Here is a 16,476-nt window from a genome sequence, read left to right on the forward strand (position 1 = left end):
ATCCCTTTGAGGGGAAAACAGGGGGCGGAGGGGACGGGCGACCCACAAAGGGCCGCCCCGCCTCCCGTCATTCAGCCGCGATCTGCATGCCGTCGTCGTCGTCGTCGTCCGAGATGGACTTGAGTTCGACGTTGAGGCCCAGCGAGCGCATTTCCTTGACGAGCACGTTGAAGCTCTCCGGAATGCCCGCTTCGAAGGTGTCGTCGCCCTTGACGATCGCTTCGTAGACCTTCTGGCGGCCGACCACGTCGTCCGACTTGACGGTGAGCATTTCCTGCAAGGTGTAGGCGGCGCCGTATGCCTGCAGGGCCCACACTTCCATTTCACCGAAGCGCTGGCCGCCGAACTGCGCCTTACCGCCCAGCGGCTGCTGGGTGACGAGGCTGTACGGCCCGATCGAGCGTGCGTGGATCTTGTCGTCGACGAGGTGGTGCAGCTTGAGCATGTAGATGATGCCCACGGTCACCTTGCGGTGGAAGGCATCGCCCGTGCGCCCGTCGAACAGCACCGACTGTCCGTCCGCGTCAAGGCCCGACTTGGTCAGCTGGGTGGTCACGTCGCTCTCGCGCGCACCGTCGAACACCGGGGTGCCCATCGGCACGCCGCGGGTCAGGTTGCCCGCGAGCTCCGCGATTTCCTCGCCCGAGCGGCCTTCGATCGAGTCGTGATAATCCTCGCCGTAGACCTCCTGCAGCTTCTCCTTGATCGCCGCGGGCGGCTCGCCGGGCTGCGCATCCGGATTCTTGGCGCGCCAGTCTTCCAGCGCATCCTTGATCTGGTGGCCGAACTCGCGGGCCGCCATGCCGAGGTGCGTTTCGAAGATCTGGCCGACGTTCATGCGCGAGGGCACGCCCAGCGGGTTGAGCACGATGTCGACCGGCGTCCCATCGGCGAGGAACGGCATGTCCTCTTCCGGCAGGATGCGGCTGATGACGCCCTTGTTCCCGTGGCGGCCGGCCATCTTGTCGCCCGGCTGCAGCTTGCGCTTCACCGCGACGAAGACCTTGACCATCTTGAGCACGCCCGGGGCGAGCTCGTCACCGCGTTCGAGCTTCTCCTTGCGGTCCTCGAACTTGGCGTCGATGCCCTTCACGGCTTCGTCGTACTGGCCCTTGATCGCTTCCAGCTGGGCCTGGCGATCGTCGTCTTCCACCGCGAACTTGAACCATTCGTGGCGATCGACGCCGTCGAGCACGTCCTGCGTGATCTCGGTGCCCTTCTTCACGCCCTTGGGCGCGGCAGAAGCGGTCTGGCCGACCAGCATGTCGCCCAGGCGGTTGTAGGTCGCCCGGTTGAGGATCGCGCGTTCGTCCGCACTATCCTTGCGCAGACGATCGATTTCCTCGTTCTGGATCGCCCGCGTACGGTCGTCGATTTCGATCCCGTGGCGGTTGAACACGCGCACTTCCACAACCGTCCCGGCAACGCCCGGCGGCAGGCGAAGCGAGGTGTCGCGCACGTCGCTGGCCTTTTCGCCGAAGATGGCGCGCAGAAGCTTTTCTTCCGGCGTCATCGGGGACTCGCCCTTGGGCGTGATCTTGCCGCACAGAATATCGCCCGGGTGCACTTCGGCCCCGATATAGACGATGCCCGCTTCGTCGAGGTTGCGCAGCGCTTCCTCGCCGACATTGGGAATGTCGCGGGTGATGTCTTCCGGCCCGAGCTTGGTGTCGCGCGCCATGACTTCGAATTCCTCGATATGGATCGAGGTGAACACGTCATCCTTCACGATGCGTTCGGAGATCAGGATCGAGTCTTCGTAGTTGTAGCCGTTCCAGGGCATGAACGCGACGAGGCTGTTCTTGCCCAGCGCCAGCTCGCCCAGATCGGTGGAGGGGCCGTCGGCGATGACGTCGCCTTCCGAGATCGTTTCACCCACCTTCACCAGCGGACGCTGGTTGATGCAGGTGTTCTGGTTCGAACGCTGGAACTTCTGCAGCGTGTAGATGTCGACGCCCGACTGGCCGGGTTCGACATCGCCGATCGCGCGGATCACGATACGGGTCGCATCGACCTGGTCGACGATGCCGCCGCGCTTGGCGGTGATCGCCGCGCCCGAATCGCGCGCCACGGTTTCTTCCATCCCGGTGCCGACCCACGGCGCCTCGGCCTTGACCAGCGGCACGGCCTGGCGCTGCATGTTGGCGCCCATCAGCGCGCGGTTGGCGTCATCGTTTTCCAGGAACGGAATGAGCGATGCACCGACCGAGACGAGCTGCTTGGGGCTCACATCCATCAGCGTGATGGTTTCGCGCGGAGCCATCAGGTTGTCGCCGCTCTGGCGGGCGGAGACCAGCTCTTCCACGAAGCTGCCGTTCCCGTCGAGTTCGGCCGAAGCCTGCGCAACCGTGTGCTTCTGCTCTTCCATCGCGGACAGGTAGACGACGTCGCTGGTCACCTTGCCGTCCACCACCTTGCGATAAGGGGTTTCGATGAAGCCGTACTTGTTCACCCGGCTGAAGCTGGCGAGCGAGTTGATGAGACCGATGTTCGGGCCTTCGGGCGTCTCGATCGGGCAGATACGGCCATAGTGCGTCGGGTGAACGTCGCGCACTTCGAAGCCCGCGCGCTCGCGGGTAAGACCGCCCGGCCCAAGCGCCGAAACGCGGCGCTTGTGGGTGACTTCCGACAGCGGGTTGGTCTGGTCCATGAACTGCGAGAGCTGCGAAGAACCGAAGAACTCGCGCACCGCAGCCACGGCGGGCTTGGCGTTGATGAGGTCGTTCGGCATCACGGTCGACACGTCGACCGAGCTCATGCGCTCCTTCACCGCACGTTCCATGCGCAGCAGGCCGACGCGGTACTGGTTTTCGAGCAGCTCGCCGACCGAACGCACGCGGCGGTTGCCGAGGTTGTCGATGTCGTCGACGTCGCCCTTGCCGTCCTTCAGGCCGACCAGTTCCTTGACCACGGCGAGGATGTCTTCCTTGCGCAGCGTGGTGACGGTGTCTTCGGCGTCGAGTTCGAGACGCATGTTGAGCTTCACGCGGCCGACGGCGGACAGGTCGTAGCGCTCGCTATCGAAGAACAGGCCTTCGAACAGCGCTTCGGCGGTTTCCTTGGTCGGCGGTTCGCCCGGGCGCATCACCTTGTAGATCGCCTCGAGACCCTCATCGCGGTTCTCGGCCTTGTCGACCTTCAGCGTGTTGCGGATCCACGGGCCGGTATTGACCTCGTCGATGTCGAGCAGTTCGACCTGGTCGACGCCCGCATTGTCGAGCACTTCGAGGTTCTCGACCGACACTTCGTCGCCCGCTTCGATGTAGATGCGCCCCGTCGATTCATCGATCATGTCGCGCGCGGCGTAGCGGCCGATGATTTCCTCGGTCGGCAGCAGCAGCACCTCGAGCCCGTCCTTGGCCGCCTTGTTGGCGGCGCGCGGGCTGATCTTCTGGTTGGCGGGGAAGATTTCCTCGCCCGTATCGGCGTTGATCAGCGGGAACGCGGGCTTCGCGCCGCGCCATTGTTCGGCAACGAAGGGAATCGTCCAGCCATCCTTGGCACGCTTCCATACAACGGTGTCGTAGAAGTGATGCAGGATGTCTTCGCTGTCGAGGCCGAGGCCGTAGAGCAGCGAGGTGACCGGCAGCTTGCGCTTGCGGTCGATACGGACGTTGACGATGTCCTTCGCGTCGAATTCGAAGTCGAGCCACGAACCGCGGTACGGAATCACGCGCGCGGCGAACAGCAGCTTGCCCGAGCTGTGGGTCTTGCCCCGGTCATGGTCGAACAGGACGCCCGGCGAACGGTGCATCTGCGACACGATGACGCGCTCGGTCCCGTTGACGATGAAGGTGCCGTTCTCGGTCATGAGCGGCATGTCGCCCATGTAGACTTCCTGCTCCTTGATATCGAGCACGGAGCGGGCTTCGGTGTCCTGGTCCACTTCGAACACGATCAGGCGCAGCGTGACGCGCATCGGCGCGGCATAGGTAATCCCGCGCTGGCGGCATTCGGTGGTGTCGTACTTGGGCGGTTCGAGTTCGTAATCGACGAAGTCGAGCTCGGCCGTGCCGGCGAAGTCGCGGATCGGGAAGACGCTGCGCAGCGTCTTCTCGAGGCCCGAGACGTAGTCGATCTGCTTGTCGGAGCGCAGGAACTGTTCGTAGCTTTCGCGCTGAACCTCGATCAGGTTCGGCATCTGCACGACTTCGTGAATATCGCCGAAGATCTTGCGGATCCGGCGCTTGGCCGTGCCCGAGTTCGCATCACGCTTTACCCGGGGCCTGCTGTCGCCACTATTACCGTTGCTCGCGCTCTTGGTCGCCATAAGTCGAGAGAACCTCTTAGCCATGTCGCCGGACCGGGAGGCATGCCCCCTCCGACGCAAGTGAAATTTGTCGCTGCACGAGAGAATTGGCCAGAAATTGCAGGCGGAGCATTCGGACAAGCGGGGATTCCGTTTGGCCGATGGGGTCTGTCCGCTGCGATGGTCTGGCCCGCCGCTTCCTTCCTGGATCCGAATCTCGCGCGTGATTCGGCCTTGCTCGAAGCTGGCGTGAGCGCGGCATGTAGGAATACGCGCGCCAAATGTCAAAAGTCCGCGGCGATTTTTCGTTTATCGATCAGGGGCTTATCGTTTTTCGATATTTATCGATTGACGATAAGAGGGCGTGGGGTTATTGAATATCGATATCGGACACAAAGGAGATCGATAAATGACCAGCACGACCCAACGCATCGCTGCCGCCATCGCCGCGGTTCTCATCGCCACCGGCAGCCTGACCGCGGTGGTCACCGTACCGCCCGTCGATGGCCAGCCCGCCGCCACTTCGATCGCGATGACGGAAATCGCCTGACCACCGCCCCACCCACTCAAGGAGACCATTCATGCCCAAGTTCGCCCAGAACCTTTTCGCCCTCGCCATCGCCGTGGTTATCGCCGGCACCAGCCTGAGCGCCGTGGTCACCGTACCGGTGGACGACGTCGCGCACGTCGCCGCGATTGCCGCAACCGAACGCGCCTGAGCCCGGACGCAGAAACTCAATAGGGAGACAAAGAATGCCCAAGGCCATCAACGACCCGTTGCTGCTGATCGGCAAGATCTTTGCAATCATCCTGCAGGTCGGGATGGCGATCGGCGCGGTAGCGCTGATCATCGCGATCCCGACCATAATCATCGCCGGCGGCTATGTGGAGGCGGAAATCGCCAAGGAAGCGCCAAGTATCGACGAGCCCTTCCCCGCCATATGGATCGCCGCGATCATGGCCATCGGCCTATCCATCGTCGCTATGCTGTTCGTGTTCTTCGGCAAACTGCGGCGGATTATCGGGACCGTAGGCGAAGGCGACCCCTTCCAGCCCGAGAACGCCCGTCGCCTGAGCCTGATGGCATGGCTGATGCTGGGCACCCAGCTGGTGATGATCCCGGGCGCAGCCATCGCAATCCCGCTCTCCCGCTATGCGGACGAGGTAAAGAAGTCCGGAATCGAAGATGTGAGCTTTTCCTTCGACGGGAGCGGCATGGACATGACGGCATGGCTGCTGGTGGTGATCCTGTTCATCCTGGCCCGGGTATTTCGCCATGGCGCCGCGATGCGCGACGATCTTGAAGGGACCGTGTGATGCCCCCCCGCAACGACGACGCCATCGAAGGAACCCGGATCATGGTGAAACTGGACGACCTGCTGCACGAACGCCGCATGACGCTGACCGAGCTGGCCGAACGGGTGGGCATGACACTGGCCAACCTGTCGATCCTCAAGACCGGCAAGGCCAAGGCGATCCGCTTCTCCACATTGGAGGCGATCTGCCGCGAACTGGAATGCCAGCCGGGCGACTTGCTCGCCTATGATCAGAACTGAGCTAGGAAACCCGGAAAAAATTGCCTAGTGAGCGCAGCGGCGACTCACAGGGATCGCCTCAGCAACAGGATTACAAACGATGAAAAAGATCATTGCAGCCGCCACCGTCGCCGCCTTCGCGCTTACCCTCACCGCATGTGAGAGCGCCGAAGAAGAGCAGGCGGAAGACGTTGTCGAAGCCGAAGGTGAAGTTCTCGACGAACAGGCCGAACTGACCGAAGCCGAAGCCGATCTGGCCGAAGAGCAGGGCGACGAAGCCGAAGCCGAAGCGCTCGAAGCGGATGCCGAGCAGATGGAAGAAACCGCCGACGAGATCTAATCTCGCGTCGTCTTTCGACCGGAATACGCGGCCGCGCAGTCCATCGGGATTGCGCGGCCGTTTCTTTTGCGGCCACCCGATCAGCGCGCGCAACTGCGCAGCCTGCTCTGCCGCGCGCGATACTCGACCGGGCCGCCATTGCGCTGCTTCGACCTGAAAACTGGCAAGCACGAAGGCACCGAACAGCTTGACTTTGGGGGCACGTCCTTTAGATGCGCGCTCGACTGCCACGGCCACAAGCCCTGCAGTCATCCGTCCGAGACAGTTGGTGAAGGCAATCGGGCCTTCTTAATTTCCAGCCTAGACGGGGAAACGAGATTTTCGCGGGTTGGGGCGCTTCGGCGCACACCGCAATCAGCATCCCATAAGCGGATGCACCTCCTTCCCTTGTCAAACGGACCCATGGCCTCGCAGCATTTGCGGCGGGGTCGAACGTGAGCCGGTCGCATGCGTGAAAACGGATGCGGCCATAGTGAAGGAGTAAGCATGGATCGTTCGCAAAAAACCGACGCGGTCGCTCAGCTGAACAACGTCTTCAACGAGGCGGGCGTGGTGGTTGTCACCCGCAACCTCGGCCTGACGGTGGCAGAGTCCACCGATCTGCGTTCGAAGATGCGTGACGTTGGCGCGACCTACCAGGTTGCGAAGAACCGTCTTGCCAAGATCGCCCTCAAGGACACCGACTATGCAGGTATCGAAGAATACCTGTCCGGTCCGACCGCGCTGGCCTATTCGGCCGATCCGGTTGCCGCGGCCAAGGCCGTGGTGGAGTTCGCGAAAACCAACGACCGCATCGAAGTGGTCGGTGGCTCGATGGGCTCGCAGGTGCTCGACGAAGCAGGGGTCCGGGCGCTCGCCTCGATGCCGAGCCTCGACGAACTGCGTGGCAAGCTCGTTGGCCTGGTCAACGCCCCCGCGACGAAAATCGCGCAGGTCGTCAATGCCCCGGCAAACAAGCTCGCTCGTGTCTTCGGCGCCTATGCCGCCAAGGACGCTGCGTAAGACGTTTTTCCGCACGACATATCCGGTCGCGGCCAGAGGCCCGGCCACGCTATTATTTGGAGTGAATTATCATGGCTGACATCGCCAAGCTTGTTGAAGAACTTTCGAAGCTGACCGTCCTCGAAGCGGCTGAACTCGCCACCGCGCTCGAAGAAGAGTGGGGCGTGAGCGCCGCTGCCGCTGTTGCGGTTGCTGGTCCGGCTGCTGGTGGCGACGCCCCGGCTGCCGAAGAAAAGGACGAATTCGACGTCATTCTCACCGGCGACGGTGGCAAGAAGATCCAGGTCATCAAGGAAGTCCGTGCCATCACCGGCCTGGGCCTCACCGAAGCCAAGGGTCTCGTCGAAGGCGCGCCCAAGCCGCTCAAGGAAGGCGTCAACAAGGCCGAAGCCGAAGAGATCAAGAGCAAGATCGAAGCCGCTGGCGGCACGGTCGAGCTCAAGTAAGCTCTTCCTCGCTTTCGAGCGAAAATTACCGGGGCGGTGCCAGCAATGGCGCCGCCCTTTTTCGTTGCACGGTCAAATCCCGTTGAACTGGCCGGGCGCGTGGGTCGGGATCGGTCACACACAAATCGAGGTGTCGCATGCTCGCTCTGGTCTTCCCTCTTGCCCTCGCTGCCGCGCCGGCGCCGGCCGTCACGCCGTGCGAACTGGACGCGGAGGCAGAGCTGTCAATTCCGATGGATGTCTGCGATTCCTGGCTCGAAGGCGGCAGCGCATATTCTGCGACGATGACCGCGAGTCTCACCCCGCCCCCGGCAACGCAGCAGGTCGTGGTGTACCAGTTTGAGGGCAACTGGTTTCTCCATGCCGAGGGATATCGCTGGAACGGCAGCCTCATCGAGACGCGCCGCAACGACGTGCCGATATCGCAGGCCGACGCCGCCACGATCCGGGATGAACTGACCACGGCTTACCTCGCGACTTTGGCCGAAAAGCCCTTTTACGGCTCGCCAAACGTCATCTGCACCGACGGGGCAACGATCGAACTCGCCGCCGCGAGCGCGGGTTCGCGCCATGCGGCCCGCCAGCACAGCTGCGCAGGACAGACGCAACTCACCCAGACCGCGGCGCTCTTCAGGGAATTGGCGATCAGGTACGATCCCGGGTTCGAAGGATACCTGTCCTTTCTCTGATCGAACGGAACAGGCGAGACGGCCCGCAATTGGCCGCCCGCTAGCGGCCCATCAGCGTGTTATGTTCCTTGCCCGCATGCAGATTGCCCGCCTCGATCTGCGATCTGAGCCGCGCCATGTCGTCCTCGCGGTAATCGCGCTCCAGCCGATCGATCTGGCCTTCGTCGGTGTCGATTTGGCTCAGCGCGGCGCGGCCCATTGCGATTGCGCTCTCGCGCAGTTCGCGCACCTGGAAGGCGATGTCCGCCCCGGCCAGCTTCATCACATGCCGCCGGTCGAAGGTCCGCACGAACAGCGCCGCATCGGGGAAGGCCTCGCGCACCGAGACAAGGAATTCGCGCTCCACCTGGTCGCCGTCGATGCAGAAGCAGATCGCCTTCGCTTCGCCCGCGCCCGCCTGGCGCAGCATGTCGAGCCGCAAGCCGTCGCCGAAGAACACCTTGATGCCGAACTCTTCGGCGGTGTCGATCTGCGGCACGTGCTTGTCGATCATCGTGACGTCGAGCCCGGCGGTGGCGAGCATCTGCGCCACGGTCTGCCCGAAGCGCCCGAAACCGATGACCAGCGCCTGCGGGGTCTCGCCGTCCGGCCCCTCGCGCTCTTCCGCAGCGCCCGCAGCCGGCCGCCGGAGTTTTTCGGTCGCCATCATCAGGAACGGCGTCGTCGCCATCGAGATGGTGACGATGGCGGTGAACAGGCTCGCGGTCTCGCCGTCGAACACCCCGCCACGCTGGCCTTGTGTAAACAGCACAAAGCCGAACTCGCCGCCCTGACTCAGCAGCAGGCCGAGCGCGAGCGCGCTGCGCCACGGCAGCTTCACCGCCATGCCCAGCCCGGTGATGATCGCGGTCTTGGTCGCCACCAGCGCCGCCGCCATGCCGAGCACGAAGAACGGCTGCGCGGCGATGGCCGCGAGGTCGAGCATCATGCCGACCGACAGGAAGAACAAGCCGAGCAGGATCGAGCGGAAGGGTTCGATATCCGCCTCCAACTCGTGTCGGTAGGGTGTGTCGGCCAGCATCACGCCCGCGATGAAGGCACCGAGCGCGGTCGACAGGCCGATCGCCTGCATCAGCGCCGCCGACGCCACCACCGCGAACAGCGCCGCGACAACGAACATCTCGCGCTCGCCCAGCCGCCCGATCAGGCGCAGCAGCGGGCGCAAGGCGAACCGCCCGGCAAGAACGAGGCCGACGCACGCGCCCAGCGCCACGGGCAGCTGGACCCAGCCGGACAGCGCGCCCGCATCTTCCGACCCTTGCGCGCCGAGCGCCCCGACGATGGCGAGCAGCGGGATGATCGACAGGTCCTGGAACAGCAGGATCGAGAACGCCCGCTCGCCCACCGGCGTGCGCAGGTTGCCGCCCGATTGCAGCATCGGCAGCACCTGCGCGGTAGAGGAAAGTCCGAGCGAAAGGCCCACGGCAAGCGCGGCAGCCATGGGATAGGTGGTCGAAAGCCAGATGACGGCTGTCAGCGCCAGCCCGCACAGCGTGACCTGGGTAAGACCCAGCCCGAAGATCGCGTTGCGCAATCGCCAGAGCCGACTGGGCGCCAGTTCCAGCCCCACGACGAACAGCAGCATCACGATGCCCAGTTCGCCGATCACGAGCGTTTCCTCGCCATTCCCGACGAGACCCAGCACCTGCGGCCCGACGATGGCGCCCGCGACGAGATAGCCAAGCGTCGCGCCCAGCCCCAGCTTGCGGAAGAGAATCACGAACAGCAATGCGGCGCCAAGCAGGACCACAGCGCTGCCGAGCGCCAGATGCGCGGACTGAGCCGCTGCCTCGCCGTGTCCCATGCCAGTGTGCCCCTCAGGTATCAGGTCGACCCATAAAGCCCATGCAGCGTGCCTCGCCACTAGGCAAGCGGTACGCGCGCCCATATCCGGGCCGGCTTTTTATGGCTGACACAATGCATCTTTCCGGAGCAGCAACTCCCTGGCGTACCGAGATCGCCGCCACGCTAAAACTCAGCTGGCCGCTGGCGCTCGCCAACCTGCTGCAAATGCTGACCTATGCGATCGACGTGATCTTCATCGCGCGGCTGGGGGAGCAGCCACTGGCGGCCTCCGCGCTCGTCGTCTCGGTGTTCGGACTGGTCGTGTGGGCACTATCGGGCCTGACGGGGGCAGTGGCTCCGGTGATCTCGGCGGCGCTGGGCGCACGCGCGCCCGCGCTGCGCCCGGTCCGCCGCGCGACGCGCATGGCGCTATGGCTCTCCCTCATCAGCGGCGGCGCGGGCATGGTACTGATGCTCGGTTTCGAACAATTCGCGCTGCTGACCGGGCAGGACCCCGCGCTCGCCGCGCTGGGGCAGAGCTACATGCTGGTGCTGATTTGCTCCACCATCCCGTTCCTCGTGAACAATGTGCTGCGCAGCTTCGTTTCCGCGCTCGACCGGCCGATCTTCGCGACTGCGATCACCGCGCTAGGCATCGGGGTCAATACGGTGGGCAACTACGCCTTCATCTTCGGCAACTGGGGCGCGCCAGAGCTTGGCCTGCCCGGGGCGGCAGTCGCCACGCTGATGACCTCGCTGTTCACGATGGTCGCCTACGTGATCGCGATCCGCATCGATCCGCGCCTGCACCGCTATCATGTCTTCGGGCGCTGGTGGGTGCCCGACTGGACAGCGTTTGCCCAGATCGTGCGGATCGGCACGCCGATCGCGCTGATGATCTGCGCCGAGGCGGGCGTGTTCGGGGCGGCTGCGTTCCTGATGGGCAATATCGGCGCGGCGCAACTCGCGGCGCATACGATTGCGTTGCAGATCGCCGCGCTCGCCTTCCAGGTGCCGTTCGGCGTGGGGCAGGCAACCACCATCCGGGTCGGCTATTTCTATGGCGCACGCGATAGCGACGGCATGGCCCGCGCGGGCTGGTGCGGGATCGGCATCGCGCTGTTGTTCATGAGCTGCACCGCGAGTGCGATGGTCCTGATCCCCAAGCCGCTGTTGGCGATCTATATCGATCCATGGGACGCGGCGAATGCCGGGCTCGTCGCCTTCGCCACGCGCTACCTGCTGGTGGCCGCCGCCTTCCAGCTGGTCGACGGAGTGCAGGCGGTCGCCGCGGGCGCACTACGTGGATTGCAGGACACGCGCATTCCGATGTGGATTGCGGTCTTTTCGTACTGGGTGCCGGGCTTCGGCGGATCGCTGGTCCTCGGCTTCGCAACGCATCTGGCGGGCGTCGGCGTGTGGATCGGCCTTGCCACCGGCCTCGCCTTCGCCGCCGCGCTGCTGACGTGGCGCTGGGCGCGGCGCGAGGCGCTGGGCCTCACGCGCTTCGCCCCGGAAGACGCGGCGATCAGGCAGGCACCATAGTAACCTCGCGCTGCGGGAAGGGGATCGACAGGCCGACCTCGTCGAACTTGGCCTTGGCCGCCTCGGTCAGATCCCATTGCAGCTGCATGTAATCGCTCGTCGCACACCAGACGCGCAGGCCGACCCCGACCGAGGAATCGTCGAGCGAGGCGACGAACGCCTGCGGTTCCGGATCGTTCAACGCCCGCTCGTCCTGTTCGGCCAGCGCGAGCAAGACCTCGCGCGCCTGCTTCATGCTGTCGTCGTAACCGATACCGACGATCAGCTCGATCCGGCGGGTCGGATGGCGATGGAGGTTGATGATCGGCTGGTTCCACAATTCGGAATTGGGGACCATCACGAACAACCCGTCGAACTGCTTGAGCTCGGTGGTGAACAGCCCGATCCGCTGGACCGTCGCGGTGAACCGGTCGACGCTGATCGCTTCTCCCACCACGAAGGGCCGCTGGACGAGGATCATCACGCCAGAGGCGACATTGCTGAGCGTGCCCTGCAACGCGAGACCCACGGCCAGCGCCATACCGCCGAGTGCGGCGAGAATGCTGGCGGTCTCGACCCCGAACTGGCTGAGCACGGTGACCAGCACCACCGCCCACAGGGCGTACTTGACCATCTTGGCCAGGAAACCGGAAATCGTCGGATCGAACCGGGGATGCTTCGCCAGCGTGCGTTCGGCCCAGCGCGACAGCATGCCCGCGATCAGCAGGCCGATTACCAGAACGGCGAACGCGCCAATGATATGGACGATGTTGGCTTCGAGCCAGTCGAGGATGCTCGCCACGAAGCTCAGATCGACGCCGGATGTCGTGTCGGCAGTCGGGGAAGGGGTTTGAGAAGCCATGCTGGTCCTGTTAGCTGGGTCTGGAATCGGGATGCGGAAAGCGCATTTAGAGGCCCTGTGCCCGAGACGCAAAAGGCGATCCCGCCGCCCGCGATAGACCCGTCCGACGCACCGAACTTTTTATCCCTGCGACCGCTTGACGCGCGAACCGCGGCTGCACATATCGCGGCTGCTGGCACTCTTCACCTGAGAGTGCCAACGCCCATTTTTCATTCAAGAGAGAGGTATCAAGCATGGCATTTCGTCCGCTGCACGACCGTGTTCTGGTCCGTCGCATCGAAGCCGAGGAAAAGACCGCCGGCGGCATCATCATTCCCGACAGCGCACAGGAGAAGCCCAGCGAAGGGCAGATCGTGGCCGTCGGTTCGGGCGCGCGTTCGGATGACGGCACCGTCACCCCGCTAGACGTCAAGGAAGGCGACCGCGTCCTCTTCGGCAAGTGGGGCGGCACCGAGGTCAAGATCGACGGTGAAGACCTGCTGATCATGAAGGAAAGCGACATCATGGGGATCATTTCCTGATCCGCTGACCGGCGCATGTACTTCATCAACTAACTTATTTTCTCAGGAGAAACTCACATGGCAGCCAAGGACGTAAAGTTCGGCCGCGACGCGCGCGAAGGCATTCTGCGCGGCGTCGACACCCTCGCCAATGCCGTAAAGGTTACGCTCGGCCCCAAGGGTCGCAACGTCGTGCTCGACAAGAGCTTCGGCGCACCGCGGATCACGAAGGACGGGGTCACTGTCGCCAAGGAAATCGAACTGCAGGACAAGTTCGAAAACATGGGCGCGCAGATGATCAAGGAAGTCGCATCGAAGGCGAACGACGCCGCCGGTGACGGCACCACCACCGCCACCGTGCTGGCCCAGGCCATCGTCAAGGAAGGCATGAAGTCGGTCGCAGCGGGCATGAACCCGATGGACCTGAAGCGCGGCATCGACATCGCCGTGAACAAGGTCGTCGAAGACCTGAAGGGCCGTTCGAAGGACGTCTCCGGTTCCAGCGAAATCGCCCAGGTCGGCGTGATCTCCGCCAATGGCGACAAGGAAGTCGGCGAGAAGATCGCCGAAGCCATGGAAAAGGTCGGCAAGGAAGGCGTCATCACCGTCGACGAATCGAAGGGCCTCGAATTCGAGCTCGAGACCGTCGAAGGGATGCAGTTCGACCGCGGCTACCTGTCGCCCTACTTCATCACCAACCCCGACAAGATGACAGTCGAGCTGGATGATCCGTACATCCTGATCTTCGAAAAGAAGCTGTCGAACCTGCAGGCGATGCTGCCGATCCTCGAAGCGGCGGTGCAGAGCGGTCGCCCGCTCCTCATCATCGCGGAAGACATCGAAGGCGAAGCGCTGGCGACCCTCGTGGTCAACAAGCTGCGCGGCGGCCTGAAGGTTGCTGCGGTCAAGGCTCCCGGCTTCGGCGATCGTCGCAAGGCGATGCTGCAGGACATCGCGATCCTGACCAAGGGCGAAATGGTCAGCGAAGATCTCGGCATCAAGCTCGAGAACGTGACGCTGAACATGCTCGGCCAGGCCAAGCGCGTCACCATCGACAAGGACAACACCACGATCGTCGACGGTGCCGGTGAAGAAGCCGACATCCAGGCACGCGTCGGTGAAATCCGCACGCAGATCGACAACACCACCAGCGACTACGACAAGGAAAAGCTGCAGGAACGTCTCGCGAAGCTCGCGGGCGGCGTTGCCGTGATCAAGGTCGGCGGTGCCACCGAAGTCGAGGTGAAGGAACGCAAGGACCGCGTCGACGACGCGCTGCACGCAACCCGCGCTGCGGTCGAAGAAGGCATCGTCCCGGGCGGCGGTACCGCGTTGCTCTACGCCTCCAAGTCGCTCGACGGCCTGAAGGGTGACAACGAAGACCAGACCCGCGGGATCGACATCGTGCGCAAGGCGATCCTCGCGCCGATCCGCCAGATCGCGACCAATGCCGGCCATGACGGCGCGGTGGTCACGGGCAACCTGCTGCGCGAAGGCGACGAATCGCAGGGCTTCAACGCGGGCACCGACACTTACGAGAACCTCGTGAAGGCCGGCGTGATCGACCCGACCAAGGTCGTGCGTACCGCACTGCAGGGCGCAGCCTCGGTTGCCGGTCTGCTGATCACCACCGAAGCGGCTATCTCCGATGTTCCGGAAGACAAGTCCTCGGGCGGCGGCGGCATGCCCGACATGGGCGGCATGGGCGGAATGGGCGGCATGGGCTTCTAAAGCCCTCCCCCAACAACGCTTGCCGTTACGGCAAAGAAAAGGCCCCGTCGGAGCAATCCGGCGGGGCTTTTTGGTGTTTATCGGAAGGTGCGGCGCTGCAAATCGAGCAGCATCAGCGCGCAGAAAACGACCCCCATCGCGAGGCCGGTCCAGGCGAATTGGGCGGTGGTTTCACCCAATGCGGATCGAAGGGCGACCACCCAAGGAAACCAGTCCGCATCGCGGGTTCCCGTCAACAGCACCGCCAGCGCCACCAGTGTGCCTCCGATCCCCAGAGACAGCGGCAGCAGGAAGTTCCGCCACCGCAGCGCGACCCAGAACTGGAGTGCGAGGATGCCGAAGCTGCCGGCCGTCATCCTCACCACGAAGATGGCGTATTCGTTGAGGGCCAGATCGCCGTTTGGATAATTGCCCGTGATCGAGCCAACCGCGCCGCCCATCGCGATGGCGAAACCCACCGCGATCGCGATCATGATCGCGTGCAAGGGCACGATCACCGTCAGCTTGGCGAGGAATATGCTCCACCGCGGATGCGGTTGGGTCAGTGTGAAATCCCAGCCGTTGTTGCGATATTCGATGTCACCCATCAGCGTTGCCAAGGTCGCGAGCAGCGTGGGGTTGAGGAACATGGCCCACAGCGGGAGCGTCAACCGGTCGAGGATCTGAGCCCACTGCGGTGAACCCTCATTCGACGCGATCGCCAGCGCAATCAGCAGGCCCGGCAGCAAGGGCGGCAGGGCAATCAACAGCAGGACCAGCGATCCTCGCAGTTTGCGAAATTCGACTTCGACAAGACGCAACATCACGCAGCCTCCCCTTCCATTGCGGGCCGTGGGCCCATGACTTCGCGATAGAGGTGTTCGAGCCCCAGCCGCTCCTGCGCGAGGGCGGAAACGCCGATACCGGCGCTCACCAGCCTTCGGTTGATTTCGGCGGGATCGATGTTCTCCGCATACCTGTCGTAGGTGACGCACAGATCGTTCGCCGCAGAGCCGGGCTCGACACGCAGTCCGTGCGCGAGCAGCAGTGCCAATGCGTCGGGCGCGCGATCGACCGTGATTTTCAGGCGCGCCGACGTGCTGCCAAGCGCGCTCAACTTTCCCTGTGCGATCAGCTTCCCTTCCCGCAGAAGCGCGATGGAATCGACCACTTCCTCGACTTCGCCGAGCAGGTGGCTCGACAGGAAGACGGTGGCGTCGATCCGCTGCGGCAGGTCGCGGATGAGTTCGCGCATGGCCATAATCCCCTCCGGGTCGAGGCCATTGGTCGGCTCGTCGAGCAGCAGCAAGGCGGGATTGCCCAGCAGCGCGCGGGCCAGCGCCAGGCGTTGCTTCATCCCGAGCGAGTAGGAGCGCACCCGGCGATCCGCAGCCCCCTCCATAGCGACAATGCCGAGCACGCGGGAAATGTCCGCCGTGTCGATCCCGCGCAGTCGGCACGCGAGCTTGAGGTTCTCCCGCCCGGAGAGGTTTTCATAGAGGCCCGGCGTTTCGATGAACGCGCCGATCCTGCCCATCAGCGCCTTGCGGTTCTCTGCCAGATCGCTCCCCAGCAGGCGGATGTTCCCCGCGTCGGGTTTGAGCAGGCCGACCAGCAACCGCATCACGGTCGTCTTTCCCGCGCCATTCGGCCCGAGGAAGCCGAACACCGAGCCGCGCGGCACGGCCAGGCCGACTTCGCGTACGATGGGCCTGCCGCCCAGGGCCTTCGAAAGGCCTTCTGTTTCAATTGCAAACGCGTGAGCCATTGCCAATGCGCCTTCTGTGATTTAACTTTCCCTTAAATCTTCACGAGCGACTCGATTTAAGTCAAG

16 protein-coding genes are annotated in these 16,476 nt (G+C 63.9%); 11 read left to right on the top strand and 5 right to left on the bottom strand.

All coding sequences use genetic code 11. From position 1 onward, the window contains the following. Positions 1-67 precede the first annotated feature (67 nt). A complete protein-coding gene (gene rpoB / locus AAG612_RS15420) occupies positions 68-4,270 on the bottom strand; it encodes a DNA-directed RNA polymerase subunit beta (protein WP_342511856.1) in 4,203 nt (1,400 codons plus the stop codon). 388 nt (positions 4,271-4,658) lie between these two features. Between rpoB and AAG612_RS15425 the strand changes: the two genes are divergently transcribed. From AAG612_RS15425 to AAG612_RS15460, 8 genes are all read left to right on the top strand, one after another. Further along, positions 4,659-4,799, top strand: coding sequence for a hypothetical protein (locus tag AAG612_RS15425; protein WP_342511698.1), 141 nt, complete (start codon positions 4,659-4,661; stop codon positions 4,797-4,799). A gap of 31 nt (positions 4,800-4,830) precedes the next feature. After that, entirely contained in the window at positions 4,831-4,968 is a 138-nt protein-coding gene (locus AAG612_RS15430) for a hypothetical protein (protein WP_342511700.1), read from the top strand. 34 nt (positions 4,969-5,002) lie between these two features. Further along, complete coding sequence (locus AAG612_RS15435; protein ID WP_342511702.1) at positions 5,003-5,566, top strand: DUF2975 domain-containing protein; 564 nt, start codon at positions 5,003-5,005, stop codon at positions 5,564-5,566. Then, entirely contained in the window at positions 5,566-5,805 is a 240-nt protein-coding gene (locus tag AAG612_RS15440; protein WP_342511704.1) for a helix-turn-helix domain-containing protein, read from the top strand. Before AAG612_RS15435 ends, AAG612_RS15440 begins: the two co-directional genes overlap by 1 nt. Positions 5,806-5,884: 79 nt before the next feature. After that, on the top strand, positions 5,885-6,124 hold the full coding sequence (locus tag AAG612_RS15445; protein WP_342511706.1) for a hypothetical protein: 240 nt from the start codon (positions 5,885-5,887) through the stop codon (positions 6,122-6,124). Positions 6,125-6,610: 486 nt separating this feature from the next. Beyond that, complete coding sequence (rplJ, locus tag AAG612_RS15450; protein WP_342511858.1) at positions 6,611-7,126, top strand: 50S ribosomal protein L10; 516 nt, start codon at positions 6,611-6,613, stop codon at positions 7,124-7,126. 71 nt (positions 7,127-7,197) lie between these two features. Further along, positions 7,198-7,572 carry a 50S ribosomal protein L7/L12 gene (gene rplL, locus AAG612_RS15455; RefSeq protein WP_010409889.1) on the top strand — a complete coding sequence of 125 codons (375 nt, stop codon included), beginning with the start codon at positions 7,198-7,200 and terminating at the stop codon, positions 7,570-7,572. A 137-nt stretch (positions 7,573-7,709) separates the two neighbouring features. Then, the gene (locus AAG612_RS15460; protein ID WP_342511710.1) at positions 7,710-8,261 is read left to right on the top strand and encodes a hypothetical protein; all 552 of its coding nucleotides are present in this window, start codon (positions 7,710-7,712) and stop codon (positions 8,259-8,261) included. Positions 8,262-8,301: 40 nt separating this feature from the next. Here AAG612_RS15460 and AAG612_RS15465 read toward each other — a convergent pair whose 3' ends face one another. Further along, on the bottom strand, positions 8,302-10,065 hold the full coding sequence (locus AAG612_RS15465) for a cation:proton antiporter domain-containing protein (RefSeq protein ID WP_342511714.1): 1,764 nt from the start codon (positions 10,063-10,065) through the stop codon (positions 8,302-8,304). Positions 10,066-10,166: 101 nt separating this feature from the next. Between AAG612_RS15465 and AAG612_RS15470 the strand changes: the two genes are divergently transcribed. Then, the gene (locus tag AAG612_RS15470; protein ID WP_342511716.1) at positions 10,167-11,591 is read left to right on the top strand and encodes an MATE family efflux transporter; all 1,425 of its coding nucleotides are present in this window, start codon (positions 10,167-10,169) and stop codon (positions 11,589-11,591) included. Here AAG612_RS15470 and AAG612_RS15475 read toward each other — a convergent pair. Continuing rightward, entirely contained in the window at positions 11,575-12,432 is an 858-nt protein-coding gene (locus tag AAG612_RS15475) for a mechanosensitive ion channel family protein (protein ID WP_342511718.1), read from the bottom strand. The genes AAG612_RS15470 and AAG612_RS15475 overlap by 17 nt on opposite strands. 233 nt (positions 12,433-12,665) lie before the next feature. Between AAG612_RS15475 and groES the strand changes: the two genes are divergently transcribed. Further along, positions 12,666-12,953 (top strand): co-chaperone GroES, encoded by a 288-nt coding sequence (groES, locus tag AAG612_RS15480; protein WP_342511720.1) that lies wholly within the window; start codon positions 12,666-12,668, stop codon positions 12,951-12,953. Positions 12,954-13,010: 57 nt separating this feature from the next. Next, entirely contained in the window at positions 13,011-14,663 is a 1,653-nt protein-coding gene (gene groL, locus AAG612_RS15485) for a chaperonin GroEL (protein ID WP_342511722.1), read from the top strand. A gap of 77 nt (positions 14,664-14,740) precedes the next feature. Here groL and AAG612_RS15490 read toward each other — a convergent pair whose 3' ends face one another. Both AAG612_RS15490 and AAG612_RS15495 read right to left on the bottom strand, forming a co-directional pair. Continuing rightward, positions 14,741-15,466 (bottom strand): ABC transporter permease, encoded by a 726-nt coding sequence (locus AAG612_RS15490; RefSeq protein WP_342511860.1) that lies wholly within the window; start codon positions 15,464-15,466, stop codon positions 14,741-14,743. Further along, on the bottom strand, positions 15,466-16,410 hold the full coding sequence (locus tag AAG612_RS15495; protein ID WP_342511724.1) for an ATP-binding cassette domain-containing protein: 945 nt from the start codon (positions 16,408-16,410) through the stop codon (positions 15,466-15,468). Before AAG612_RS15495 ends, AAG612_RS15490 begins: the two co-directional genes overlap by 1 nt. Positions 16,411-16,476: the final 66 nt, after the last annotated feature.

Origin of the sequence: Citromicrobium bathyomarinum, from assembly GCF_038594605.1 — a bacterium.
Lineage (GTDB): Bacteria > Pseudomonadota > Alphaproteobacteria > Sphingomonadales > Sphingomonadaceae > Alteriqipengyuania > Alteriqipengyuania bathyomarina_B.